The organism is Variovorax sp. Varisp36, assembly GCF_047304235.1.
Lineage (GTDB): Bacteria > Pseudomonadota > Gammaproteobacteria > Burkholderiales > Burkholderiaceae_C > Variovorax.
Window position 1 is genome coordinate 43,124 of the sequence record NZ_JBGLYU010000028.1, and the last position, 18,884, is coordinate 62,007.

General features: G+C 68.2%; 21 protein-coding genes. 14 read left to right on the forward strand and 7 right to left on the reverse strand.

The window, feature by feature from the left end; genetic code table 11:
* Positions 1-200: 200 nt before the first annotated feature.
* Entirely contained in the window at positions 201-437 is a 237-nt protein-coding gene (locus tag ACCD11_RS17520) for a hypothetical protein (protein ID WP_413314840.1), read from the forward strand.
* A 9-nt stretch (positions 438-446) separates the two neighbouring features.
* Here the strand turns inward: ACCD11_RS17520 and ACCD11_RS17525 are convergent, their stop codons facing one another.
* The 3 genes from ACCD11_RS17525 to ruvB all read right to left on the reverse strand — a co-directional run bounded on the left by ACCD11_RS17525 (position 447) and on the right by ruvB (position 3,479).
* Positions 447-1,316, reverse strand: coding sequence for a UDP-2,3-diacylglucosamine diphosphatase (locus ACCD11_RS17525; RefSeq protein ID WP_413314841.1), 870 nt, complete (start codon positions 1,314-1,316; stop codon positions 447-449).
* Between the two features lie 124 nt (positions 1,317-1,440).
* Positions 1,441-2,409 (reverse strand): CDF family Co(II)/Ni(II) efflux transporter DmeF, encoded by a 969-nt coding sequence (gene dmeF, locus ACCD11_RS17530; RefSeq protein ID WP_413314842.1) that lies wholly within the window; start codon positions 2,407-2,409, stop codon positions 1,441-1,443.
* A 5-nt stretch (positions 2,410-2,414) separates the two neighbouring features.
* On the reverse strand, positions 2,415-3,479 hold the full coding sequence (ruvB, locus tag ACCD11_RS17535; protein ID WP_042672563.1) for a Holliday junction branch migration DNA helicase RuvB: 1,065 nt from the start codon (positions 3,477-3,479) through the stop codon (positions 2,415-2,417).
* Positions 3,480-3,578: 99 nt separating this feature from the next.
* Between ruvB and ACCD11_RS17540 the strand changes: the two genes are divergently transcribed.
* The 7 genes from ACCD11_RS17540 to ACCD11_RS17570 all read left to right on the forward strand — a co-directional run bounded on the left by ACCD11_RS17540 (position 3,579) and on the right by ACCD11_RS17570 (position 10,149).
* Entirely contained in the window at positions 3,579-4,196 is a 618-nt protein-coding gene (locus ACCD11_RS17540; RefSeq protein ID WP_413314843.1) for a CDP-alcohol phosphatidyltransferase family protein, read from the forward strand.
* A 32-nt stretch (positions 4,197-4,228) separates the two neighbouring features.
* On the forward strand, positions 4,229-5,995 hold the full coding sequence (locus tag ACCD11_RS17545) for a bifunctional alpha/beta hydrolase/class I SAM-dependent methyltransferase (protein WP_413314844.1): 1,767 nt from the start codon (positions 4,229-4,231) through the stop codon (positions 5,993-5,995).
* Positions 5,992-7,341 carry a phosphatase PAP2/dual specificity phosphatase family protein gene (locus ACCD11_RS17550; RefSeq protein ID WP_413314846.1) on the forward strand — a complete coding sequence of 450 codons (1,350 nt, stop codon included), beginning with the start codon at positions 5,992-5,994 and terminating at the stop codon, positions 7,339-7,341. The genes ACCD11_RS17545 and ACCD11_RS17550 overlap by 4 nt, the downstream gene beginning before the upstream one ends.
* Entirely contained in the window at positions 7,331-7,777 is a 447-nt protein-coding gene (locus tag ACCD11_RS17555) for a hypothetical protein (RefSeq protein ID WP_413314847.1), read from the forward strand. Before ACCD11_RS17550 ends, ACCD11_RS17555 begins: the two co-directional genes overlap by 11 nt.
* Positions 7,778-7,901: 124 nt before the next feature.
* Positions 7,902-8,612 carry a lysophospholipid acyltransferase family protein gene (locus ACCD11_RS17560; RefSeq protein WP_007827978.1) on the forward strand — a complete coding sequence of 237 codons (711 nt, stop codon included), beginning with the start codon at positions 7,902-7,904 and terminating at the stop codon, positions 8,610-8,612.
* Positions 8,609-9,565, forward strand: a complete 957-nt coding sequence (locus ACCD11_RS17565) for a phosphatidate cytidylyltransferase (RefSeq protein WP_007827976.1) — start codon at positions 8,609-8,611, stop codon at positions 9,563-9,565. Before ACCD11_RS17560 ends, ACCD11_RS17565 begins: the two co-directional genes overlap by 4 nt.
* On the forward strand, positions 9,562-10,149 hold the full coding sequence (locus tag ACCD11_RS17570; protein WP_413314849.1) for a YdeI/OmpD-associated family protein: 588 nt from the start codon (positions 9,562-9,564) through the stop codon (positions 10,147-10,149). The genes ACCD11_RS17565 and ACCD11_RS17570 overlap by 4 nt, the downstream gene beginning before the upstream one ends.
* 87 nt (positions 10,150-10,236) lie before the next feature.
* Here ACCD11_RS17570 and ruvA read toward each other — a convergent pair whose 3' ends face one another.
* Complete coding sequence (gene ruvA, locus ACCD11_RS17575; protein WP_007827972.1) at positions 10,237-10,809, reverse strand: Holliday junction branch migration protein RuvA; 573 nt, start codon at positions 10,807-10,809, stop codon at positions 10,237-10,239.
* 29 nt (positions 10,810-10,838) lie between these two features.
* On the opposite strand from ruvA, the gene ACCD11_RS17580 reads away from it, so the two are divergent.
* Both ACCD11_RS17580 and ybeY read left to right on the forward strand, forming a co-directional pair.
* Positions 10,839-11,786 (forward strand): PhoH family protein, encoded by a 948-nt coding sequence (locus ACCD11_RS17580; protein ID WP_042672571.1) that lies wholly within the window; start codon positions 10,839-10,841, stop codon positions 11,784-11,786.
* Between the two features lies 1 nt (position 11,787).
* Positions 11,788-12,255 (forward strand): rRNA maturation RNase YbeY, encoded by a 468-nt coding sequence (gene ybeY, locus ACCD11_RS17585; protein WP_007827968.1) that lies wholly within the window; start codon positions 11,788-11,790, stop codon positions 12,253-12,255.
* Positions 12,256-12,265: 10 nt separating this feature from the next.
* On the opposite strand, the gene dtd is transcribed toward ybeY, so the two are convergent.
* The gene (gene dtd / locus ACCD11_RS17590; RefSeq protein WP_413314851.1) at positions 12,266-12,709 is read right to left on the reverse strand and encodes a D-aminoacyl-tRNA deacylase; all 444 of its coding nucleotides are present in this window, start codon (positions 12,707-12,709) and stop codon (positions 12,266-12,268) included.
* Entirely contained in the window at positions 12,706-13,623 is a 918-nt protein-coding gene (locus ACCD11_RS17595; protein ID WP_007827964.1) for a cation diffusion facilitator family transporter, read from the reverse strand. The genes dtd and ACCD11_RS17595 overlap by 4 nt, the downstream gene beginning before the upstream one ends.
* 152 nt (positions 13,624-13,775) lie before the next feature.
* On the opposite strand from ACCD11_RS17595, the gene ACCD11_RS17600 reads away from it, so the two are divergent.
* Entirely contained in the window at positions 13,776-14,342 is a 567-nt protein-coding gene (locus ACCD11_RS17600; RefSeq protein ID WP_413314852.1) for a FecR domain-containing protein, read from the forward strand.
* Positions 14,339-14,962: an OmpA family protein gene (locus ACCD11_RS17605; protein WP_413314853.1), complete on the forward strand. Its 624-nt coding sequence runs from the start codon at positions 14,339-14,341 to the stop codon at positions 14,960-14,962. The genes ACCD11_RS17600 and ACCD11_RS17605 overlap by 4 nt, the downstream gene beginning before the upstream one ends.
* Before the next feature lie 8 nt (positions 14,963-14,970).
* On the opposite strand, the gene tyrS is transcribed toward ACCD11_RS17605, so the two are convergent.
* Entirely contained in the window at positions 14,971-16,179 is a 1,209-nt protein-coding gene (gene tyrS / locus ACCD11_RS17610) for a tyrosine--tRNA ligase (RefSeq protein ID WP_007827958.1), read from the reverse strand.
* 184 nt (positions 16,180-16,363) lie between these two features.
* Here tyrS and ACCD11_RS17615 point away from each other — a divergent pair, with 184 nt between their 5' ends.
* Both ACCD11_RS17615 and ACCD11_RS17620 read left to right on the forward strand, forming a co-directional pair.
* Complete coding sequence (locus tag ACCD11_RS17615; protein ID WP_007827955.1) at positions 16,364-17,710, forward strand: M23 family metallopeptidase; 1,347 nt, start codon at positions 16,364-16,366, stop codon at positions 17,708-17,710.
* Positions 17,711-17,754: 44 nt separating this feature from the next.
* The gene (locus tag ACCD11_RS17620; RefSeq protein WP_413314854.1) at positions 17,755-18,879 is read left to right on the forward strand and encodes an anhydro-N-acetylmuramic acid kinase; all 1,125 of its coding nucleotides are present in this window, start codon (positions 17,755-17,757) and stop codon (positions 18,877-18,879) included.
* Positions 18,880-18,884: the final 5 nt, after the last annotated feature.

The following is an 18,884-nucleotide window of genomic DNA, read 5'->3' on the forward strand; positions in this document are numbered from 1 at the left end:
CCCAGGCGCCCCGCAGGCATCGTCGGAAGCGACGAATGCGCACGCGATGAGCCGCGCTTCGCGCCAATCACTAGCGCAGACTTTTGTTTTCATTTACTCGGGATAGTCCGATATCCCGCCGCGCCGGCAGATGTTTCAATTCGTACGGGAGTCGTTCCGGGCGTCACAGAAAAAGTGCGCCACCTTCGAAGGAAGCAACCTTGAGCTCTGTCATTCCCGGCTTCTCGCATGCCAGCGTCGAACGGCTGTGCGACTACGAACTGCCCGAACCACCGGCCCCTGCGCTGCGGGAAGCAGCGGAACCTCCTGGGCCCGAGAACCTCGCCCTGGCCTGGTGGCTGTGGATGGACGAACTGGGCAAGAGCATGTTCAGGCACTACGACACCTGGCGCGACCAGCTCGGCCATACGGCGGACGGCCCGGCCCGCAAGGGCTGAGCGCGTCGTTCAGGTCGCGACGGGTTCGCGCTGCGGCACGGCTTTCGCCGGCACGGGCATGTGCTTTGCCCAGTCGATGATTTCCAGCGTGCCGTCGGCATGCTCGGCCAGCGCGGTCAGGCTCTCGACCCAGTCGCCATCGTTGCAGTAGAGGATGCCGTCGATGTCGCGCATCTCGGCGTGGTGGATGTGACCGCAGACCACGCCCTGCGCGCCGCGCTTGCGGGCTTCGCGGGCCACGGCCATTTCGAAGTCGCCCACGTAGCTCACCGCGCGCTTGACCTTGCCCTTGAGGTACTTCGAAAGCGACCAGTACGGCAGCCCCATGCGTGCGCGCAGCGAGTTGAGGTGGCGGTTGAGCTTGAGCGTGAATTCGTAGAGCGAATCGCCCACGTAGGCGAGCCACTTGGCGCACTGGATCACGCCGTCGAACAGGTCGCCGTGGATGATCCACAGCTTGCGGCCGTCGGCGGTTTCATGAATCCATTCATCGGCCACGTCGATGCCGCCGAAGTTGTGGTGCAGGTACTTGCGCGCGAACTCGTCGTGGTTGCCCGGAATGAAGATCACGCGCGTGCCCTTGCGCGCCTTGCGCAGCAGCTTCTGGATCACGTCGTTGTGCGCCTGCGGCCAGTACCAGTGCCGCTTGAGCTGCCAGCCGTCGATGATGTCGCCGACCAGGAACAGGGTTTCGCACTCGGTGTGCTTCAGGAAGTCGAGCAGCGCACGCGCCTGGCAGCCGGGCGTGCCCAGGTGCAGGTCGGAGATCCACAGGGTACGGAATTGCAGGGGTGGACGAGCGCGATCGTCGTCCTCCGGGTCGAGGGCCCGGGTCGCGGTGTCGCGCCATGCGCGAAGGAAAGCGTCGTCGCGTTGCATGGACGGGTAGGCTCCCACCGCGGCGTGACCGCATGATGGCGCTGCCGTGACACTCCGGTGACGCGTGACTGGCCCTTGGCTTCGCATTTCTCCCTCCCCCGGAACGGGAAGGAGCAAGACCCACTCAATCCACGCAGCGCTGGATTTCGACCGTCGAGTGGCGGATTTCCTCGTGCATCGAGAAGCAGGCGCGCACCTCGTCGGCCGTCAGCGTGGGCGAATGCGTCACCACCGTCAGCGCGCAGGCATAGGCGTCGCGCCCCACGCGCCACACATGCAGGTCGGCCACGCGCGTCTTCGAACCGGCCAGCATCGTCTCGACGCCTTCGCGGATTTCTCCGGTGACGGGGTGGTCCATCTCGCGGTCGAGAAGCACCTTGCCGGTTTGCTTCAGCAGCCCCTTGGCCCAGACCGCCACCAGCACCGCGCCGACGATGCCCATCGCCGGGTCGAGCCAGGCCCAGCCGTAGAACCAGCCGCCGAGCAGCGCCGCGATGGCCAGCACCGAGGTGGCGGCGTCGGCGACGACGTGCAGGTAGGCAGAGCGCAGGTTCAGATCGTGGCCGTGATCGCCGTGTGCATGGTCGTGGTCGTGGTCGTGCCCATGTCCGTGGTCGTGCCCGTGATGATGGTGGTGATGCGCCCCGCCCAGCAGCCGCGCGCAGACCAGGTTGACCACCAGCCCCAGCACTGCCACCGAAATGGCTTCGGGGTAGAGGATCGCCGAAGGCGACCACAGCCGCTCCAGCGAGCCGGCCACCATCAGCACCGCGATGCCCAGCAGCACCAGCGCGCTCGCGAAGCCGCCGAGCACCTCGATCTTCCAGGTGCCGAAGGCGAAACGCGGGTCGCGCGCATAACGGCGTGCTGCCGCATACGCGAACGCGCTCAGCCCGATGGCCAGCGCATGCGAACTCATGTGCCAGCCGTCGGCCAGCAGCGCCATCGAATTGAACCACCAGCCGGCGCCGATCTCGACCATCATCATTGCGGCGGTGATCCACATCACGAGGCGCGTGCTGCGCTCGGCCGAAGAGGTGTCGGCGCCGAAATGATGATCGTGCTGCCAGGCGCTCAGGTCATGGGTGTGCATAAGGTTCAAGCTCCGAAAAGATCGGGCCCCTCGGCGCGGCCCGAAGGCGGCGCCACGCCCAGGTGCCGGTACGCCGCCAGCGTGGCGATGCGCCCGCGCGGCGTGCGCTGCAGGTAGCCCTGCTGGATGAGGTAGGGCTCGATCACGTCCTCGATGGTGTCGCGCTCCTCGCCGATGCTGGCCGCGACGTTGTCGAGCCCCACCGGGCCGCCGTCGAAGCGATGGATCACGGCTTCGAGCAGCTTGCGGTCCATCAGGTCGAAGCCCTGCGGGTCGACGTCGAGCATGGCGAGCGCCCTGTGCGCGATGTCCTCGGTGATGCGGCCATTGCCCTTCACGTCGGCGTAGTCGCGCACGCGGCGCAGCAGGCGGTTGGCGATGCGGGGCGTGCCGCGCGAGCGGCGGGCGATCTCGAAGCCGCCGGCCGTGTCGGTCTCGACCTTGAGCAGGCCCGCGCTGCGATGCACGATCAGCGCCAGCTCTTCGGGCGTGTAGAACTCCAGCCGCGCGACGATACCGAAGCGGTCGCGCAGCGGGTTGGTCAGCATGCCGGCGCGGGTGGTGGCGCCCACCAGGGTGAAGGGCTGCAGGTCGAGCTTGATGCTGCGCGCGGCCGGGCCCTCGCCGATCATGATGTCGATCTGGTAGTCCTCCAGCGCGGGGTACAGGATTTCCTCGACGACCGGGCTCAGCCGGTGGATTTCGTCGATGAAGAGCACGTCGTTCGGCTCAAGGTTGGTCAGCAGCGCGGCCAGGTCCTTGGGCTTCTCGAGCACGGGGCCGGAGGTCTGGCGCAGGTTCACGCCGAGCTCGGCCGCGATGATGTGCGACAGCGTGGTCTTGCCCAGGCCCGGCGGGCCGAACAGCAGCACGTGGTCGAGGGCTTCCTGCCGCTTGCGCGCGGCGCCGATGAAGATCTCGAGCTGCTCGCGCACCTTGGCCTGGCCGACGTACTCGTCGAGCAGCTTCGGTCGAAGGGCCCGTTCGATCGCCTCTTCGTTGGGCGAAGCGGGGGCAGCGGACACCACGCGTTGGGGGGCGGGCGCGAAGTCGTCGGTCTGGATGGTCATTGCGAGGGGGTTCTTCGACGGCGAGTTTAGTGCCTGCCACACTGGCAGAATGCTCCGGCCGTGTATCCGGCCATATAACAAGCGAGGAGAAGCCAGCACGTGTCGATCTACGAACTGAAGCCGCGTTTCCAGGCCCTGTTGCGGCCGCTGGTGGTCCGCCTGCATGCGATGGGCGTCACCGCCAACCAGGTCACGCTGGCGGCATGCGTGGTGTCGGTCGCGCTCGGGCTCTGGCTCTTCTTCGCGGCGCCTTCTCTGCGTGCCTTCGCGCTCATTGCGCTGTGGATGTTCCTGCGCATGGCCTTCAACGCCATCGACGGCATGCTGGCGCGCGAGCACAACCAGCAGAGCAGGCTGGGCGCCTTTCTCAATGAACTGACCGACGTGGTCTCCGACGCAGCGCTCTACCTGCCCTTTGCGCTGGTGGCGCCGTTCAGCCCGTTCTGGGTCGGCGCGGTGATCGTGCTGGCCGGGCTGAGCGAATTCGCCGGTGCGCTGGGCCCCACGGTAGGCGCCTCGCGCCGCTACGACGGCCCGCTGGGCAAGAGCGACCGGGCCTTCGTGTTCGGCGCGCTCGGCCTGTACGTGGCGCTGGGCTGGCCGCTGCCGGGCTGGACGGCCTGGCTGATGCCGCTGCTGGCCGCGCTGGTGGCCTGGACCACCGTCAACCGCATCCGCCGCGCGCTGGCCGAAGCCGACGCGGCCGGCCGCCACTGAACAAGACAAGATCCAAGGATCACAGGGATTCAATGAACGACACCACTCCACGCCTTGCCGCCGAGCATCACTTCCAGACGCACGACGGCGAATCGCTCTTCTACCGCCACTGGCCGGCCACCGGCGCCACGCGGCGCGGCGCCATCGCGCTGTTCCACCGGGGCCATGAGCACGGTGCACGCATGGCGCATCTGGTCGACGAGCTGGACCTGCCCGACTTCGACTTCTTCGCCTGGGACGCGCGCGGCCACGGCCGCTCGCCCGGGCAGCGCGGCTACAGCCCCAGCTTCGGCACCTCGGTGCGCGACGTGCAGACCTTCGTGCAGCACATCGGCAGCGCGCACGGCGTGCCCGAGCAGGACATCCACGTCGTCGCGCAGAGCGTGGGCGCGGTGCTGATCGCCACCTGGGCGCACGACTACGCACCCAAGGTGCGCGGTCTCACGCTCGCCTCGCCGGCCTTCAAGGTGAAGCTGTATGTGCCGTTCGCGCGCGCCGGGCTCGGGCTGATGCACAAGCTGCGCGGCCTGTTCTTCGTCAACAGCTACGTGAAGGCGAAGTTCCTCACGCACGACCCCGAACGCATCGCAAGCTACGAGAGCGACCCGCTGATCTCCCGCCCCATCGCGGTCAACATCCTGCTGGGCCTGTACGAGGCGGCCGACCGCGTGGTGACCGACGCCAATGCGATCACGCTGCCGGTGCAGCTGCTGATCTCGGGCGCCGACTGGGTGGTACACCACAAGCCGCAGCACCAGTTCTTCGAGCGCCTGGGCAGCGCGGTGAAAACCAAGACCGAGCTGCCGGGCTTCTTCCACGACACGCTGGGTGAGAAAGACCGGGCGCCGGCGGTGGCCTCGATCCGCGAATTCATCCTGCAGCGCTTCGACGAGCCGGCCGTGCCGGTCGACCGCCGCGAGGCGCACCTGAGCGGCGACACGGCCGACGAGTCGCGCGCGCTGTCCGAGCCGCTGTCGCCCCTGTCGCCGCGCGGCGCCTACTGGGCGATGACCCGCGCCGGGCTGAAGCTGGGCGGCACGATGTCCGAAGGCATCAAGCTGGGCCACGCCACCGGCTTCGACTCCGGCAGCACGCTCGACTACGTGTACCGCAACCACCCGCAGGGCAGCTCGGCCATCGGCCGCTCCATCGACAACACCTACCTGAACTCCATCGGCTGGCGCGGCATCCGCCAGCGCAAGATCCACGTCGAGGAGCTGATCCGCGTCGCCATGGAGCGCCTGGCCGAAATGCACCGCGAGGTGCGCGTGATGGACATCGCCGCAGGCCATGGCCGCTACGTGCTCGATGCGGTGCTCGCAAGCCCCGTGAAGGCCAGCTCGATCCTGCTGCGCGACTACAGCGACATCAACGTGCGCGACGGCCGCGCACTCATCGCCGAGAAGGGCCTGGAAGACGTCGCGCAGTTCGTGCAGGCCGACGCCTTCGACCGCATGAGCCTCGCCACCGTGGCGCCGCGCCCCACGCTGGCCGTGGTGTCGGGCTTGTACGAGCTGTTCCCCGACAACGAGATGGTGCGCCGCTCGCTCGCGGGCGTGGGTGATGCGGTGGAAGACCGCGGCTATCTCGTCTACACCGGTCAGCCCTGGCACCCGCAGCTCGAGATGATCGCGCGCGCCCTCACCAGCCACCGCCAGGGCGAAGCCTGGGTGATGCGCCGCCGCACGCAGCACGAGATGGACCAGCTGGTGGAGGAAGCGGGCTTCCGCAAGATCGACCAGCGGGTCGACGAGTGGGGCATCTTCACCGTGTCGCTGGCGGTGCGCGTCGCGCAATGATCGCCTCTGCGGCACGACGGCCCTGGAAGCGCGCGGCCGCATGGCTGGTGTTCTTGGGGCCGCTGTTCTATGCGACCTACGGCCTCGCCAACTGGTGGGCCACCACGCGCGCCAACGTTCCGTCGATGGCTTTCGAGTGGGAGCGGCAGTTGCCTTTCTGGCCGTGGACGATCTTCCCGTACTGGACGATCAACGTCTTCTACGCGCTGTCGCTGTTCCTCGCGCGCAGCCGGCACACGCTGGACCGGCATGCGCTGCGGTTGGTGACGGCCACGCTCATCGCCTGCAGCTGCTTCATCGTCTGGCCGCTGCACTTCAGCTTCGGGCAGCCGCCGGTCGAGGGGGCACCAGCCTTCCTGTTCAATGCGCTGCGCGGCTTCGACCAGCCGTTCAATCAGGCGCCCTCGCTGCACATCGCGCTGGCGGTCATCCTGTGGGACTGGTACCGCCAGTTCATTCGGCCCCTGTGGGCGCGGCTGGTGCTGCACCTGTGGGCCTTCGCCATCTGCGCCTCGGTGCTCACGACGTGGCAGCACCACTTCATCGACATTCCGACCGGCGCGCTGCTCGGCCTGTTCTGCGTGTGGCTGTGGCCGCTGGAGCGCGTGGTGTCGATGCCGCGCGCATGGTGCTGCACGCGGGACGCCCAGCGCTGGAAGCTGGCGGGGTTCTATGCGGCCGGCGCGGCGCTGTTCCTGGCTGCCGCGCTGCTTGGCGGCGGCGTCGCGCTGTGGCTCGCATGGCCGGCCGCATCGCTCGCGCTGGTGGCGCTGAACTACGCCGGCTTCGGCGCCCGCGGCTTTCAAATGGACGGCCATGGCCGCATGGCCTGGGCGGCGCGCTGGATGCTGGCGCCCTACCGGCTCGGCGCTGCCGTCAACGCCTGGCTCTGGACGCGCAGGCTGCCGGCCTCGGTCGAGGTGGTGCCCGGCCTGCGGCTCGGCCGCCGCCCGACGCACGCCGAATGGCTGGCCGCCGGGCAGCCCCGGCTGGTGAGCCTGTGCGCCGAGCTGCAGATGCCGGCCGTCGTGCCGCATGCGCGCTGCGTGCCGCTGCTCGACCTCACGGTGCCGCCCACCGTGCGCCTGCAGCGCGCGGCGGCCGTCATCGAAGGCCAGCGGCGCAGCGCGGATGGTGCGACAGTGTGGGTCTGCTGCGCACTCGGCTTCTCGCGCAGCGCGGCCGCGGCGATCGCCTGGCTGGGCCGCTACGGCGCGGCCGGCGGTGTCGCCCAGGCCGAGGACGCGGTGCGCCGCGCACGGCCGCAGATCGTGCTGCGAGGTGCGTGGCGCCTGTCGCTGGAGCCCTTCAAGCCTTTGCCGGAGGTGCCGCCCCATGACCGATGACAACGAACGAACCACCTGCGCCGCGCTGGCGGGCCTGCTGCGCGCCATCGCGCTGCTGGCCCTCTGGGGCTTCGCGCTCACCTGCATCTCGGCGCTGGTGCTCGCGCTGACGCTGCGCTCGCTCTCGACCACAGCCACCATGGGCTTCGGCGCGGTCGTGATCCTCGGCGCGCTGGAGCGCTACTTCGCGTTCCGGTTGCGCTTCGACGAGGCCCTGTTCGACGGCCTCGCGCGCGGCACCGTCGCCTCGCTCGATGCGCTCGATCGCGCGCTCTCGGCCCTCGGGCTGCGCGAGCCGCCGCCGTCGCAGCACGCCCCCCGCCCGCTCGACGACCGCGTGCAGGGCACCCGCCAGCTCATGCAGCGCCACGCCATCGTGGTGGCCTGCCAGAGCGCGCTGTTCCTACTTGCCTTGATGACACAGGACTTGTCATGACTCTCCCCCAGGCTTGCCCACTGCGTGTGGCCTCCTCCCCCCTCGCCGGGGGCCGCACCGGCGGCCCGGCGAAGCCGGTTCCGCGGTGCGCACCGAACCAAGCGCGCACACCGGAGGCAGCACTTTGAGCGACAGGACAGAAAAGCCCGACAGCACGGTGCTGCGGCGCGGCCTCGCCGTCGTGGCCGGCAAGCTCATCATCGGCGCCGCCGGGCTGCTGACCGGGGTGCGCGCCATCTGGTCGGGCACCACGCCGAAGGCCGAGCAGACGCTGTACTTCGCCAACCACACGAGCCACGGCGACTTCGTGCTGCTGTGGGCCACGCTGCCGCCCGACCTGCGCGGACTCACGCGGCCGGTGGCGGGGCAGGATTATTGGGAAGCCTCGAAGCTGCGCAACTTCATCGGCAAGGACGTGTTCAACGCGCTGATGATCCGGCGCGACGGCTCGGGCCAGGGCGGCAACCCGGTCGACCAGATGAAGGACGCGCTGGAGGGCGGCGACTCGCTCATCATGTTCCCCGAGGGCACTCGCAACACGGGCGAAGACATCCTGCTGCCGCTGAAAAGCGGGCTGTTCCACCTGGCGCGCGCCTGCCCCCACGTGCGGCTGGTGCCGGTGTGGATCGAGAACCTGAAGCGCGTGCTGCCCAAGGGCGTGCTGGTGCCGATTCCGCTGGCCTGCACGGTGCGCTTCGGCACGCCGATCACGCTGGCGGAAGGGGAAGAGAAGGTGTCGTTCCTGGCCCGCGCGCGCGCGGCAATGCTCGACCTGCGCCCCGAATACGACCGCCTCGAACCCAACAGCAGGCAGGACGGAGGGACGGCCGCATGATCGAGCTCTCTCCTTTCGCGTGGACCACGCTCAGGCTCTTCGGTGGCGTCTTCGGCGTGCTGGTGCTGGCCTCGTCCATCGGCGCGCTGCTCAAGTGGCGGGTGGCGAGCGGCCAGCCGCATTCGGTGATCGACAACCTCAACTCGCGCGTCAATGCGTGGTGGGTGATGGTGGCGGTGATCGGCATTGCCTTCGCCTTCGGCAAGGGCGGCGTGATCGTATTGTTCTACCTGATCTCGTTCTATGCGCTGCGCGAATTCATCAGCCTGGCCTACACGCGGCGCGGCGACCACGCGGCGATCGCGCTGGCCTTCTTCGTCGCGCTGCCGGGGCAGTACTTCCTGATCTGGATCGACTGGTACGGGCTGTATTCGATCTACATCCCGGTCTATGCCTTCCTGCTGCTGCCCATCCTGGCGGCGATGGGCGGCGACACGCAGCGCTTCCTGGAGCGCACCTCCAAGATCCAGTGGGGGCTGATGGTGTGCGTGTTCTGCATCAGCCACGTGCCCGCGCTGCTCACGCTGCAGATTCCGGGCTTCGAGGGCCGCAACCTGCTGCTGATCGCGTTCCTCGTGATCGTGGTGCAGGGCAGCGACGTGCTGCAGTACGTGTGGGGCAAGCTCTTCGGCAGGCGCAAGGTGGCGCCCGAGCTGTCGCCTTCCAAGACCTGGGAAGGCCTGGTCGGCGGCGTGGCAAGCGCCACCGCGCTGGGCGCGGCGCTCTACTGGGCCACGCCGTTCAACCCGTGGCAGGCGGCGCTGATGGCGCTCACCATCTGTTTGATGGGCTTCTTCGGCGGCCTCGTCATGTCGGCCATCAAGCGCGACCGCGGCGTGAAGGACTGGGGTTCGATGATCGAGGGCCACGGCGGCATGCTCGACCGGCTCGACTCGGTGATCTTCGCGGCGCCGATCTACTTCCACGCGCTGCGCTATTGGTGGGTGCCGTGAGCACGGAACGCGTTCCGCACGACACGCCGATCGAGTGCAGCAGCGCTGCGTCGTGGGCGCGCTGGCTCAAGCGCCACCACGCCAGCGCCGCCGGCGTGTGGCTGCGCATCGCCAAGAAGGACAGCGGCATCGCCTCCATCGACTATCCCGCCGCGCTGGAAGAAGCGCTGTGCTGGGGCTGGATCGACGGCCAGCGCAAGAGCGAGGATGCGCAGTACTTCCTGCAACGCTTCACGCCGCGCACCAGGCGCAGTATCTGGTCGCGGATCAACCGCGCCAAGGTGCTGAAGCTCATCGACGAAGGCCGCATGCAACCGGCCGGCCATGCCGAGATCGAGCGCGCGAAGGCCGACGGCCGCTGGGACGCGGCCTATGAGGGCGTCAGCGCGGCGACGGTGCCGCCCGACCTGCAGGCTGCGCTCGATGCGAACAAGAAGGCCGCGAAGTTCTTCGCCACGCTCGATTCGCGCAACCGCTTCGCGGTGCTGTTCCGTACCCAGGGCGCGAAGAAGCCCGAGACGCGGGCGCGGCGCATTGCGCAGTTCGTGGAGATGCTGGCCAAGGGCGAGAAGATCCATCCCTGAGTGCCCCTTCTGGGGCGCGTGCGAAGGCCACCGGGTGCTCTCCTCCGCGAATGTCCCCCGTTGGCGTGAGCGCGCCCTGAATCACGCTCACTTCGCCAGCGACTTCAACGCCAGCTTGATCCCCTCGCTCACGGTCGCATCCTTCGGCAGCGCCTTGAGCGCGAGCGCAGCTTCCTTATCGCTATAGCCGAGCGCGACCAGCGCCTGGAGGATGTCGGCCTGCGCGTCCGACGCCGCGTGCGCAGGCAGGCCGATGTCGGCACCGAGCTTGCCCTTGAGTTCCAGCAGAAGCCGCTCGGCGGTCTTCTTGCCGATGCCCGGGATCTTCACGAGCCGGCCCAGTTCCTGCGTCGTGATCGCCTGCGACAGTTCGCCCACGCTCATGCCCGAAAGCAGGCCCAGGGCCGTGCGCGGCCCCACGCCGGTGATCTTGATGAGCTGGCGAAAAGCCGCCCGCTCCTCGGCCGTGCCGAAGCCATAGAGAATCTGCGCGTCCTCGCGCACGACGAAGTGCGTGAGCAGCGACACGCGCTCGCCGGTACCGGGGAGGTTGTAGAACGTGCTCATCGGCACATCGACCTCGTAGCCGACGCCGTTGCAGTCCACCACCACCTGCGGCGGATTGCGCTCAGCGAGCGTGCCGGTCAGTTTGCCTATCATGGGTGCCCTTTTTCCTTGAAATGTCCGGCGTGATTCTGCGACACACCTTTACCCCACTGAACAACTCGCGCCTCGGCCACCTGTGCGGACCTCTGGACGCGCACCTGCGCCGCATCGAGGAAGCGCTGGGCGTGAAGATCGCGCACCGCCACGAACAGTTCAAGGTCGACGGCCCCAAGGCCTCCGCGCAGCGCGCAATGGACGTGCTGCAGGCGCTGTACGAAATCGCCCAGCGCGTCATCGATCCGGCCGTGGTGCAGCTCACGCTGGCCGGCGACGGCTCGATGCTCGACGGCGACGACGACCTCGCGATGCTCGTCACCCGCCGCACCGACCTGCGCGCGCGCACGCCCACGCAGGCGCTGTACCTCGACAACATCGCCAAGCACGACATTACCTTCGGCATCGGGCCGGCCGGCACCGGCAAGACCTATCTTGCAGTGGCCTGCGCGGTCGATGCGCTCGAGCGCGCCGCCGTGCAGCGCATCGTGCTGACGCGGCCCGCGGTGGAAGCGGGCGAGCGGCTCGGCTTCCTGCCGGGCGACCTGACGCAGAAGGTCGATCCGTACCTGCGCCCGCTGTACGACGCGCTCTACGACCTGATGGGCTACGAGAAGGTGCAGAAGGCATTCGAGCGCAACGCGCTGGAAATCGCGCCGCTGGCCTTCATGCGGGGGCGCACGCTGAACAACGCCTTCGTGATCCTCGACGAGGCGCAGAACACCACCGTCGAGCAGATGAAGATGTTCCTCACGCGCATCGGCTTCGGTGCCAAGGCGGTGGTGACGGGCGACGTGAGCCAGATCGATCTGCCCAAGCAGCAGCTGAGCGGCCTGATCGATGCGGAGCGCGTGCTCAAGCGGGTGAACGGCATCGCGATCACGCACTTCACGAGTGCGGACGTGGTGCGGCATCCGCTGGTGGCGAAGATCGTCGATGCCTACGACGGCCAGCGCAAGCGCGCGGGAGGCCACTGAGATGGCCGCCTCCAGGCTCCCCGCACTTTCGCTCTCGCTGCAGTTCGGGCGCTTCAAGGGCGTGGAACGCCACCGCGCCGCGCTGCCGCGCCACAGCGTGACGCGCTGGATCCGCCATGCGCTCGACATCGACGGCGAGATCACCGTGCGCATCGTCGATGCCGACGAGGGCCAGCGCCTGAACCGCGAGTTCCGCGGCAAGGACTACGCGACCAACGTGCTGACCTTCGACTACGCGCAAAGCCCGCTGGTGATGGCCGACCTCGTGCTGTGCGCGCCGGTGGTGGCGCGCGAGGCGAAGGAAAACCGCAAGACGCTCGCCGACCACTACGCGCACCTGCTGGTGCACGGCACGCTGCATGCGCAGGGCTGGGACCACGAGACCAGCGAGGCCGACGCCGACGAGATGGAAGCCTACGAGATCGAGATCCTCGCGGGGCTGGGCATCCGCAGCCCGTACGGCAAGTAGATGGCGTCCGCTACGCCGCCATCTGCAGCGGAATGGTGACGGGCCCGTCGTTCAGCAGGTGCACCTGCATGTCAGCGCCGAACTCGCCGGTGGCCACCACCGGGTGCGCGGCGCGTGCCCGCGCCACGAAGTACTCGTAGAGCCGGCGCCCCTCATCGGGCGGCGCGGCCTGGGTGAAGCTGGGGCGGTTACCGGCGCTGGAATCGGCCGCCAGCGTGAACTGGCTCACCACCAGCAGGCCGCCGCCGATGTCCTGCACGCTGAGGTTCATCTTGCCGGCATCGTCCGAAAAGATGCGCAGCTTGAGGATCTTGGCGAGCATGCGGTCGGCCAGCGCATCGGCGTCGCCGCGCTCGGCGCACAGCAGCACGAGCAGGCCCGAATCGATGGCACCGACGGTGCGGCCCGCAATATCGACGCGCGCATTCGCCACGCGTTGAAGAACAGCCTTCATAGGGGGTGATGTTCGCCGGCCTGGGTGGCGCGGGCTTCCATGGTCAGGGGCAGGAGCTGGATCGTGACGCGCAGGCCGGGCACCGCGTCCATCAGGGCCTGCTCCAGTTCGTCGCGCATGCTGGCGGCGTGCTGCAGGGTCCAGTGGCCGGGCACGTGCATGTGCAGGTCGGCGAAGCGGCGCTGGCCGGCGCTGCGCGTCACCATGTCATCGAAGCGCAGCCGCGTGCCTTCGGGCATGCGGGCGGCAAACGCGTCGAGCGTGGCGCGCACGGTGGCAAGGGTCTCGGCGTCGAGCGCTTCGTCCATCAGGCCCTGCGACGAGCGCCACACCAGCTTGACGCCCTCGCGCACGATGTTGAGCGCCACGCCGATGGCCAGCACCGGGTCGAGCCAGAGCCACCCGCTGAATTGCACGCAGACGATGCCGACGACCACCGCGGCGGAAGTCCACACGTCGGTCATCAGGTGGCGGCCGTCGGCCTCCAGCGCGATCGAGCGATGCGTGCGGGCCGCGCGGAACAGCAGGAAAGCCAGGCCGGCATTGAAGCCCGAACTGATCACCGACAGCGCCAGGCCCCAGCCCAGTTGCTCGAGTGGCTGTGGCGTCAGCAGGCGTTGCACCGAGACCCAGAGGATCGCGATGGCCGCGCCGACGATCAGGATGCCCTCGAAGCCCGAGGAGAAGTACTCGGCCTTGTGATGGCCGTAGGGATGGTCGTCATCCGCTGGCCGCTCGGCGATGGTCACCATGGCGAGCGCGAACATGGCGCTCGCCAGGTTCACGAAGGACTCCATCGCGTCGGAGATCAGGCCCATCGAGTTGGTCACGTAGCCTGCCAGGCCCTTGAGCACGATCGTGATCAAGGCCACGGCGACAGAAACGCGCAGCAGCGTCTTAGGGGTAAACGTCATGTAAAAATCATCGGAAATTGGGCAATAGGCCACACGAAAAGCGGTAAAAGGCCGCAAGAACCGCCTGAATTATCGGCCCCGTGTCTTCATGTAACGCCTTCGCATTAGTATTTGCGACCATTGCGGAACACCGTTTCGCAGAGAGCCCCCTGATGATGAAAAAACTCGTGACCGCCTTGAGCGGCCTGGCCATTGTGGGCTCGGCCGCGCTGGCACAGGCCCAGACTCCTTCGACCGCCCCGGTGGCGGTTCCCGCTGCCTCGCCCGCACCCGCACCCGCACCCGCACCCGCACCCGCACCCGCGCTTGCGCCTGCGGCCCCGGCCAAGGCCGATCCCCAGGCGGGCTTCGTGAAATCCGTGCGCGGCAACGTGCAACTGCTCAACGGCACCGGTGCCACGCGCCCCGCCAGCCCGGGCGATGCACTGGGCACCGTGGACCGCATCGTGACCGGCCCCGATTCGTCTGCCTCCGTGGTGCTGCGCGACGACACGACGCTGGTGGTCGGTCCCTCGTCGCGGCTCGACCTGAAGGAATTCCACTTCGACGGCACGACGTACGAGGGCGGCATGCTGGTCTCGCTGCTGCGCGGCTCCATGCGCATGATCACGGGCCTGATCGGCAAGACCAACCCCGACGCGGTCCGGGTCGAAACGCAGACGGCCACCATCGGCATCCGCGGCACTGACTTCATCGTGCAAGCCGACGGCAAGCCATGATGATGATCTCCTCCAGGCCCCGCCCCGCATCGCTCTTCATCGCCACGCTGGCAGCCGCGCTTCTTGCCGCCTGTTCGACGCCGGGCACGCGGGTGGTGCTGCTGCCGCAGGCCGACGGCAAGCCATCGGCGGTGGTGGTGCGCGCCAAGGATGGCGAGGAAGTGCTCTCCAAGCCCTACCAGCGCGCCACGGCCGCAGTGGGCGCAAGTGGCGCCCCGGCGGTCGACCAGGTCGATCCGGCCAAGGTACAGGCTGAAAACAAGCCGCTTTTCGACATGCGCCCGCCCCCGCCGCAGCGCTACACGGTGTATTTCGATATCGGTGGCACAACGCTGACTCCGGCATCGCAGCAGATCATGACCGAGGCATTGGCCGCTGCCCTGGCGCGCAGCGGCGGCGACATCGTGGTCACGGGCCACACCGACACCAAGGGCAGCGGCGAGCAGAACGACCAGTTGTCGCGCCGCCGCGCGCAGGAAGTGGTCCAGCTCTTCGTGGAGCGCCAGTTCCCGGCCAACCGCATCGAGGCCGTAGGCCGAGGCGAGCGCGACCTGGCCATTCCCACCGCCGACGAGGTGGACGAGCCGCGCAACCGGCGCGTCACCATCGAGGTGCGCTGAGCGGGCGCTCAGCTCAAGGTCACGCGGGCGAACTTGCGCTTGCCGACCTGAACCACGTAGCTGCCCGCAGGCAGCTTCAGGGCCTTGTCGCTGACCACGGCGGAATCGATGCGCACGCCGCCGCCGTCGATCAGGCGGTTGCCTTCCGACGCCGAAGAAGCGAGGTTTGCCTGCTTGAGGAGCTGGGCAATGCCCAGCGGCGCGCCCGGCAGCGACACCTCGGGAATCTCGTCCGGCACGCCGCCCTTGCTGCGGTTGATGAAATCCTGCTCGGCCGTATCTGCCGCCGCCGCGCTGTGGAAGCGCGCGGTGATTTCCTTCGCCAGCGCGACCTTGGCGTCCTTCGGATTGCGGCCGCCCTCGATCTCGGCCTTCAGCGCCGCGATCTGCTCCAGCGACTGGAAGCTCAGCAGCGTGTACCAGCGCCACATCAGGTCGTCGGAGATCGACAGCACCTTGGCGAACATGGTGTTGGCGTCCTCGCTGATGCCGATGTAGTTGTTCTTGCTCTTGGACATCTTTTCGACGCCATCGAGCCCTTCCAGCAGCGGCATAGTGAGTATGCACTGCGGCTCTTGCCCGTATTCCTGCTGGAGATGCCGGCCGACGAGCAGGTTGAACTTCTGGTCGGTGCCGCCCAGCTCGAGGTCGCTCTTCAAGGCGACCGAGTCGTAGCCCTGCATCAGCGGGTAGAGGAATTCGTGCACCGAGATCGACTGGCCGCCCTTGAAGCGCTTGTTGAAGTCGTCGCGCTCCATCATCCGGGCGACCGTGTACTTGGCGGCGAGCTGGATCATGCCGCGCGCGCCCAGGGGGTCGCTCCACTCGGAGTTGTAGCGGACTTCGGCGATATCGACGTTCAGCACCAGGCGCAGCTGGTCGAAGTAGGTCGCCGCATTGGCCTCGATCTGCTCGCGGGTCAGCGGCGGCCGGGTGCTGTTGCGCCCGGACGGGTCGCCGATGGTGGTGGTGAAGTCGCCGATCAGCGGGATCACCGTGTGGCCCAGGTCTTGCAACTGGCGCATCTTGTTGAAAACCACCGTGTGACCCAGATGAATATCCGGTGCCGTCGGGTCCAGACCGAATTTGATGCGCAGGGGGGTCCCGGTGGCTTCGGAGCGCTGGAGCTTGCGCACCCACTCGTCCTGCGGCAGCAGCTCGTCAGCGCCGCGGAGGGATATTTCTAGCGCGCGTCCTACACTATTTGAGAGGCTCATGGATGTAACAGATTCGGCCTTTACGGGCTTTTTTAGCTGACTTTGGGGGTGCCGAAGCTATACTCAGCCCGACTTTTCAAGCGCCGGATTCTAAGCGGCGCTTTTTTCCGCACCGTCTGCTGCCGCCCTGAACGTACTGGGCCTTGCAGCACGGATTTGCAGAACCTGAGCTGGAATTCACAGTTTGATCAACGGCATTCTTGCCGCCGAGGAGCTACTTGCTTCTCGCGTGGCCTATACATTCCGGACGTATCCCAAGCAGATCACCGCGCTCATCGCGGCGGCGCTGCTGAGCGCCGGCACCCTTGCGGTGGCATCGCTGGGCCCCGACGCCTCCGACCTCCCGGTCCACCAGATCCTCGAAGCGACGGCGCCGGTGTCGTTCGCCGACCAGGGTGAATCGCTCGAGAACTTCAGCTTCACCCTGTTCCGCACCGACGTTACCCGTTCGAGCGACACGGCCGAAGCCCTGATGAAGCGCCTCGGCATCTCCGACCCGGCCGCCACCGCCTTCGTGCGCGGCAGCGTCGAAGCCCGCAACGCGCTGTTCTCGCGCGCCGGCCGCACCGTGACGGCCGAGGCGACGCAGGAAAACCAGCTCAAGAAACTCAGCGCCCGCTGGATTCCCGACGGCGACGGCGGCTTCAAGCGCTTCGTCATCGAGCGCACGCCCACCGGCTTCGCCGGCGTGACCGAGCGCGACACGCTCACGCCGGGTACGCGCCTGGCGAGCGGCACCATCCGCACCTCGCTGTTCGCCGCCACCGACGACTCGCGCATTCCCGATGCAGTGGCAAGCCAGCTGGCTGACATCTTCGCGGGCGACGTCGACGTTCGCGCCCTGCGCAAGGGCGACCGCTTCGCCGTGGTGTACGAGACCTTCGAGGCCGATGGGCAGGCGCTGCGCAGCGGCCGCGTGCTGTCGGCCGAATTCGAGAACAACGGCAAGATCCACCAGGCCGTCTGGTTCCAGCCTCCGGGCGCGGGCCAGAAGGGCAGTTACTACCGCCCGAACGGCGACAGCCTGCGCAAGGCCTACCTGGCAACGCCGGTCGAGTTCTCGCGCGTGTCCAGCGGCTTCGCGATGCGCATGCACCCGATCCTGAACAGCTGGCGCCAGCACAACGGCGTCGACTACGCGGCGCCCACGGGCACCTCGGTGCGCTCGGTCGGCGACGGCACGGTCGATTTCGCCGGCACGCAGAACGGCTACGGCAACATCGTCATCATCAATCACCGCAACAACCAGCAGACGGCCTATGCGCACCTGAGCCGCATCGACGTCAAGGCAGGCCAGGCGGTGAGCCAGGGCCAGACGGTCGGCGCGGTGGGTTCCACCGGCTGGGCCACCGGCCCGCACCTGCACTTTGAATTCCGCGTGGGCGGCGTCTATCAAGACCCGGCATCCATCGCCCAGGAGGGCGGCGCGCCGATCACCGCGGCACTGCGGCCGGCCTTCGAACGCATCGCCGTGGGCGCGCGCACCGAGCTGGCAGCCGCCTTCTCGGTCATCCAGGCCAGCGCCGACTGATTCCGCCGCGCGGCAGGCGACCTCTCTCGAGACCCGATCCAGAGATGGCCGCCAAACTCTTCATCGGCCTGATGTCGGGCACCTCGCTCGACGGCGTCGACGGCGTGCTGGCCGACTTTTCCGGCGGCCGCATCGCGGTGCGGGCTTATGCCACGGCGCAATTTCCCGTGGCCCTGCGCGCCGAACTGCTGGCGCTGAACACGCCCGGCGACAACGAACTGCACCGTGCGGCACTTGCGGGCAACGGACTGGCCCGGGCGTACGCCGGCGTCGTCGCCCAGTTGCTGGCGGACAGCGGCATCGACGCCAGTGCCGTCGCCGCCATCGGCGCGCACGGCCAGACGGTGCGCCACCAGCCGCTCGAGTTCGACGAGGTCGGCTACACCCTCCAGGTCAACAACCCCTCGCTGCTGGCCGAACTGGCCGGCATCGACGTGATAGGCGATTTCCGCAGCCGCGACCTCGCGGCCGGCGGCCAGGGGGCGCCGCTGGTGCCGGCCTTCCACCAGGCGCTGTTCGCACGGGCCGACGAGACGGTCGCGGTGCTGAACGTCGGCGGCATCTCCAACCTGAGCCTGCTGCCGGCCACCAATGCGGCCAGCGGCATCAGCGTGCTCGGCTTCGACTGCGGTCCGGGCAATGCGCTGATGGACCACTGGTGCCAGACCCACCAGGGCCAGCCCTTCGACCGTGGCGGCCAATGGGCCGCCAGCGGACAGGTGCTGCCCGATCTGTTGGCGCAAATGCTGGCGGATCCGTACTTCGCCAAGGCACCCCCGAAAAGTACCGGGCGCGATCTGTTCAATCCGACCTGGCTGGCCGCGCAGCTGGGCACGGTGGCGATGGCGCCCGCCGATGTACAGGCGACATTGGCCGAACTGACCGCTCGTGCCTGCGCAGCAGATGTAAGTAGCTATGGAAAAGATAGCAACCTGCTGATCGTGTGCGGAGGCGGCGCCCTCAACGACCACCTGCTGGACCGCCTGCGCGCGCTGCTGCCCGGCGTCGACGTGGCGGCCTCGACCGAACACGGCCTGCCGCCCCAGCAGGTCGAGGCGGCGGCATTTGCATGGCTGGCCCGCGCCACCATCCGGCGCGAGGCGGGCAACCTGGCCAGCGTAACCGGTGCCCGCGGGCCGCGGGTGCTCGGCGCGATCTACCCTGCCTGAAACGG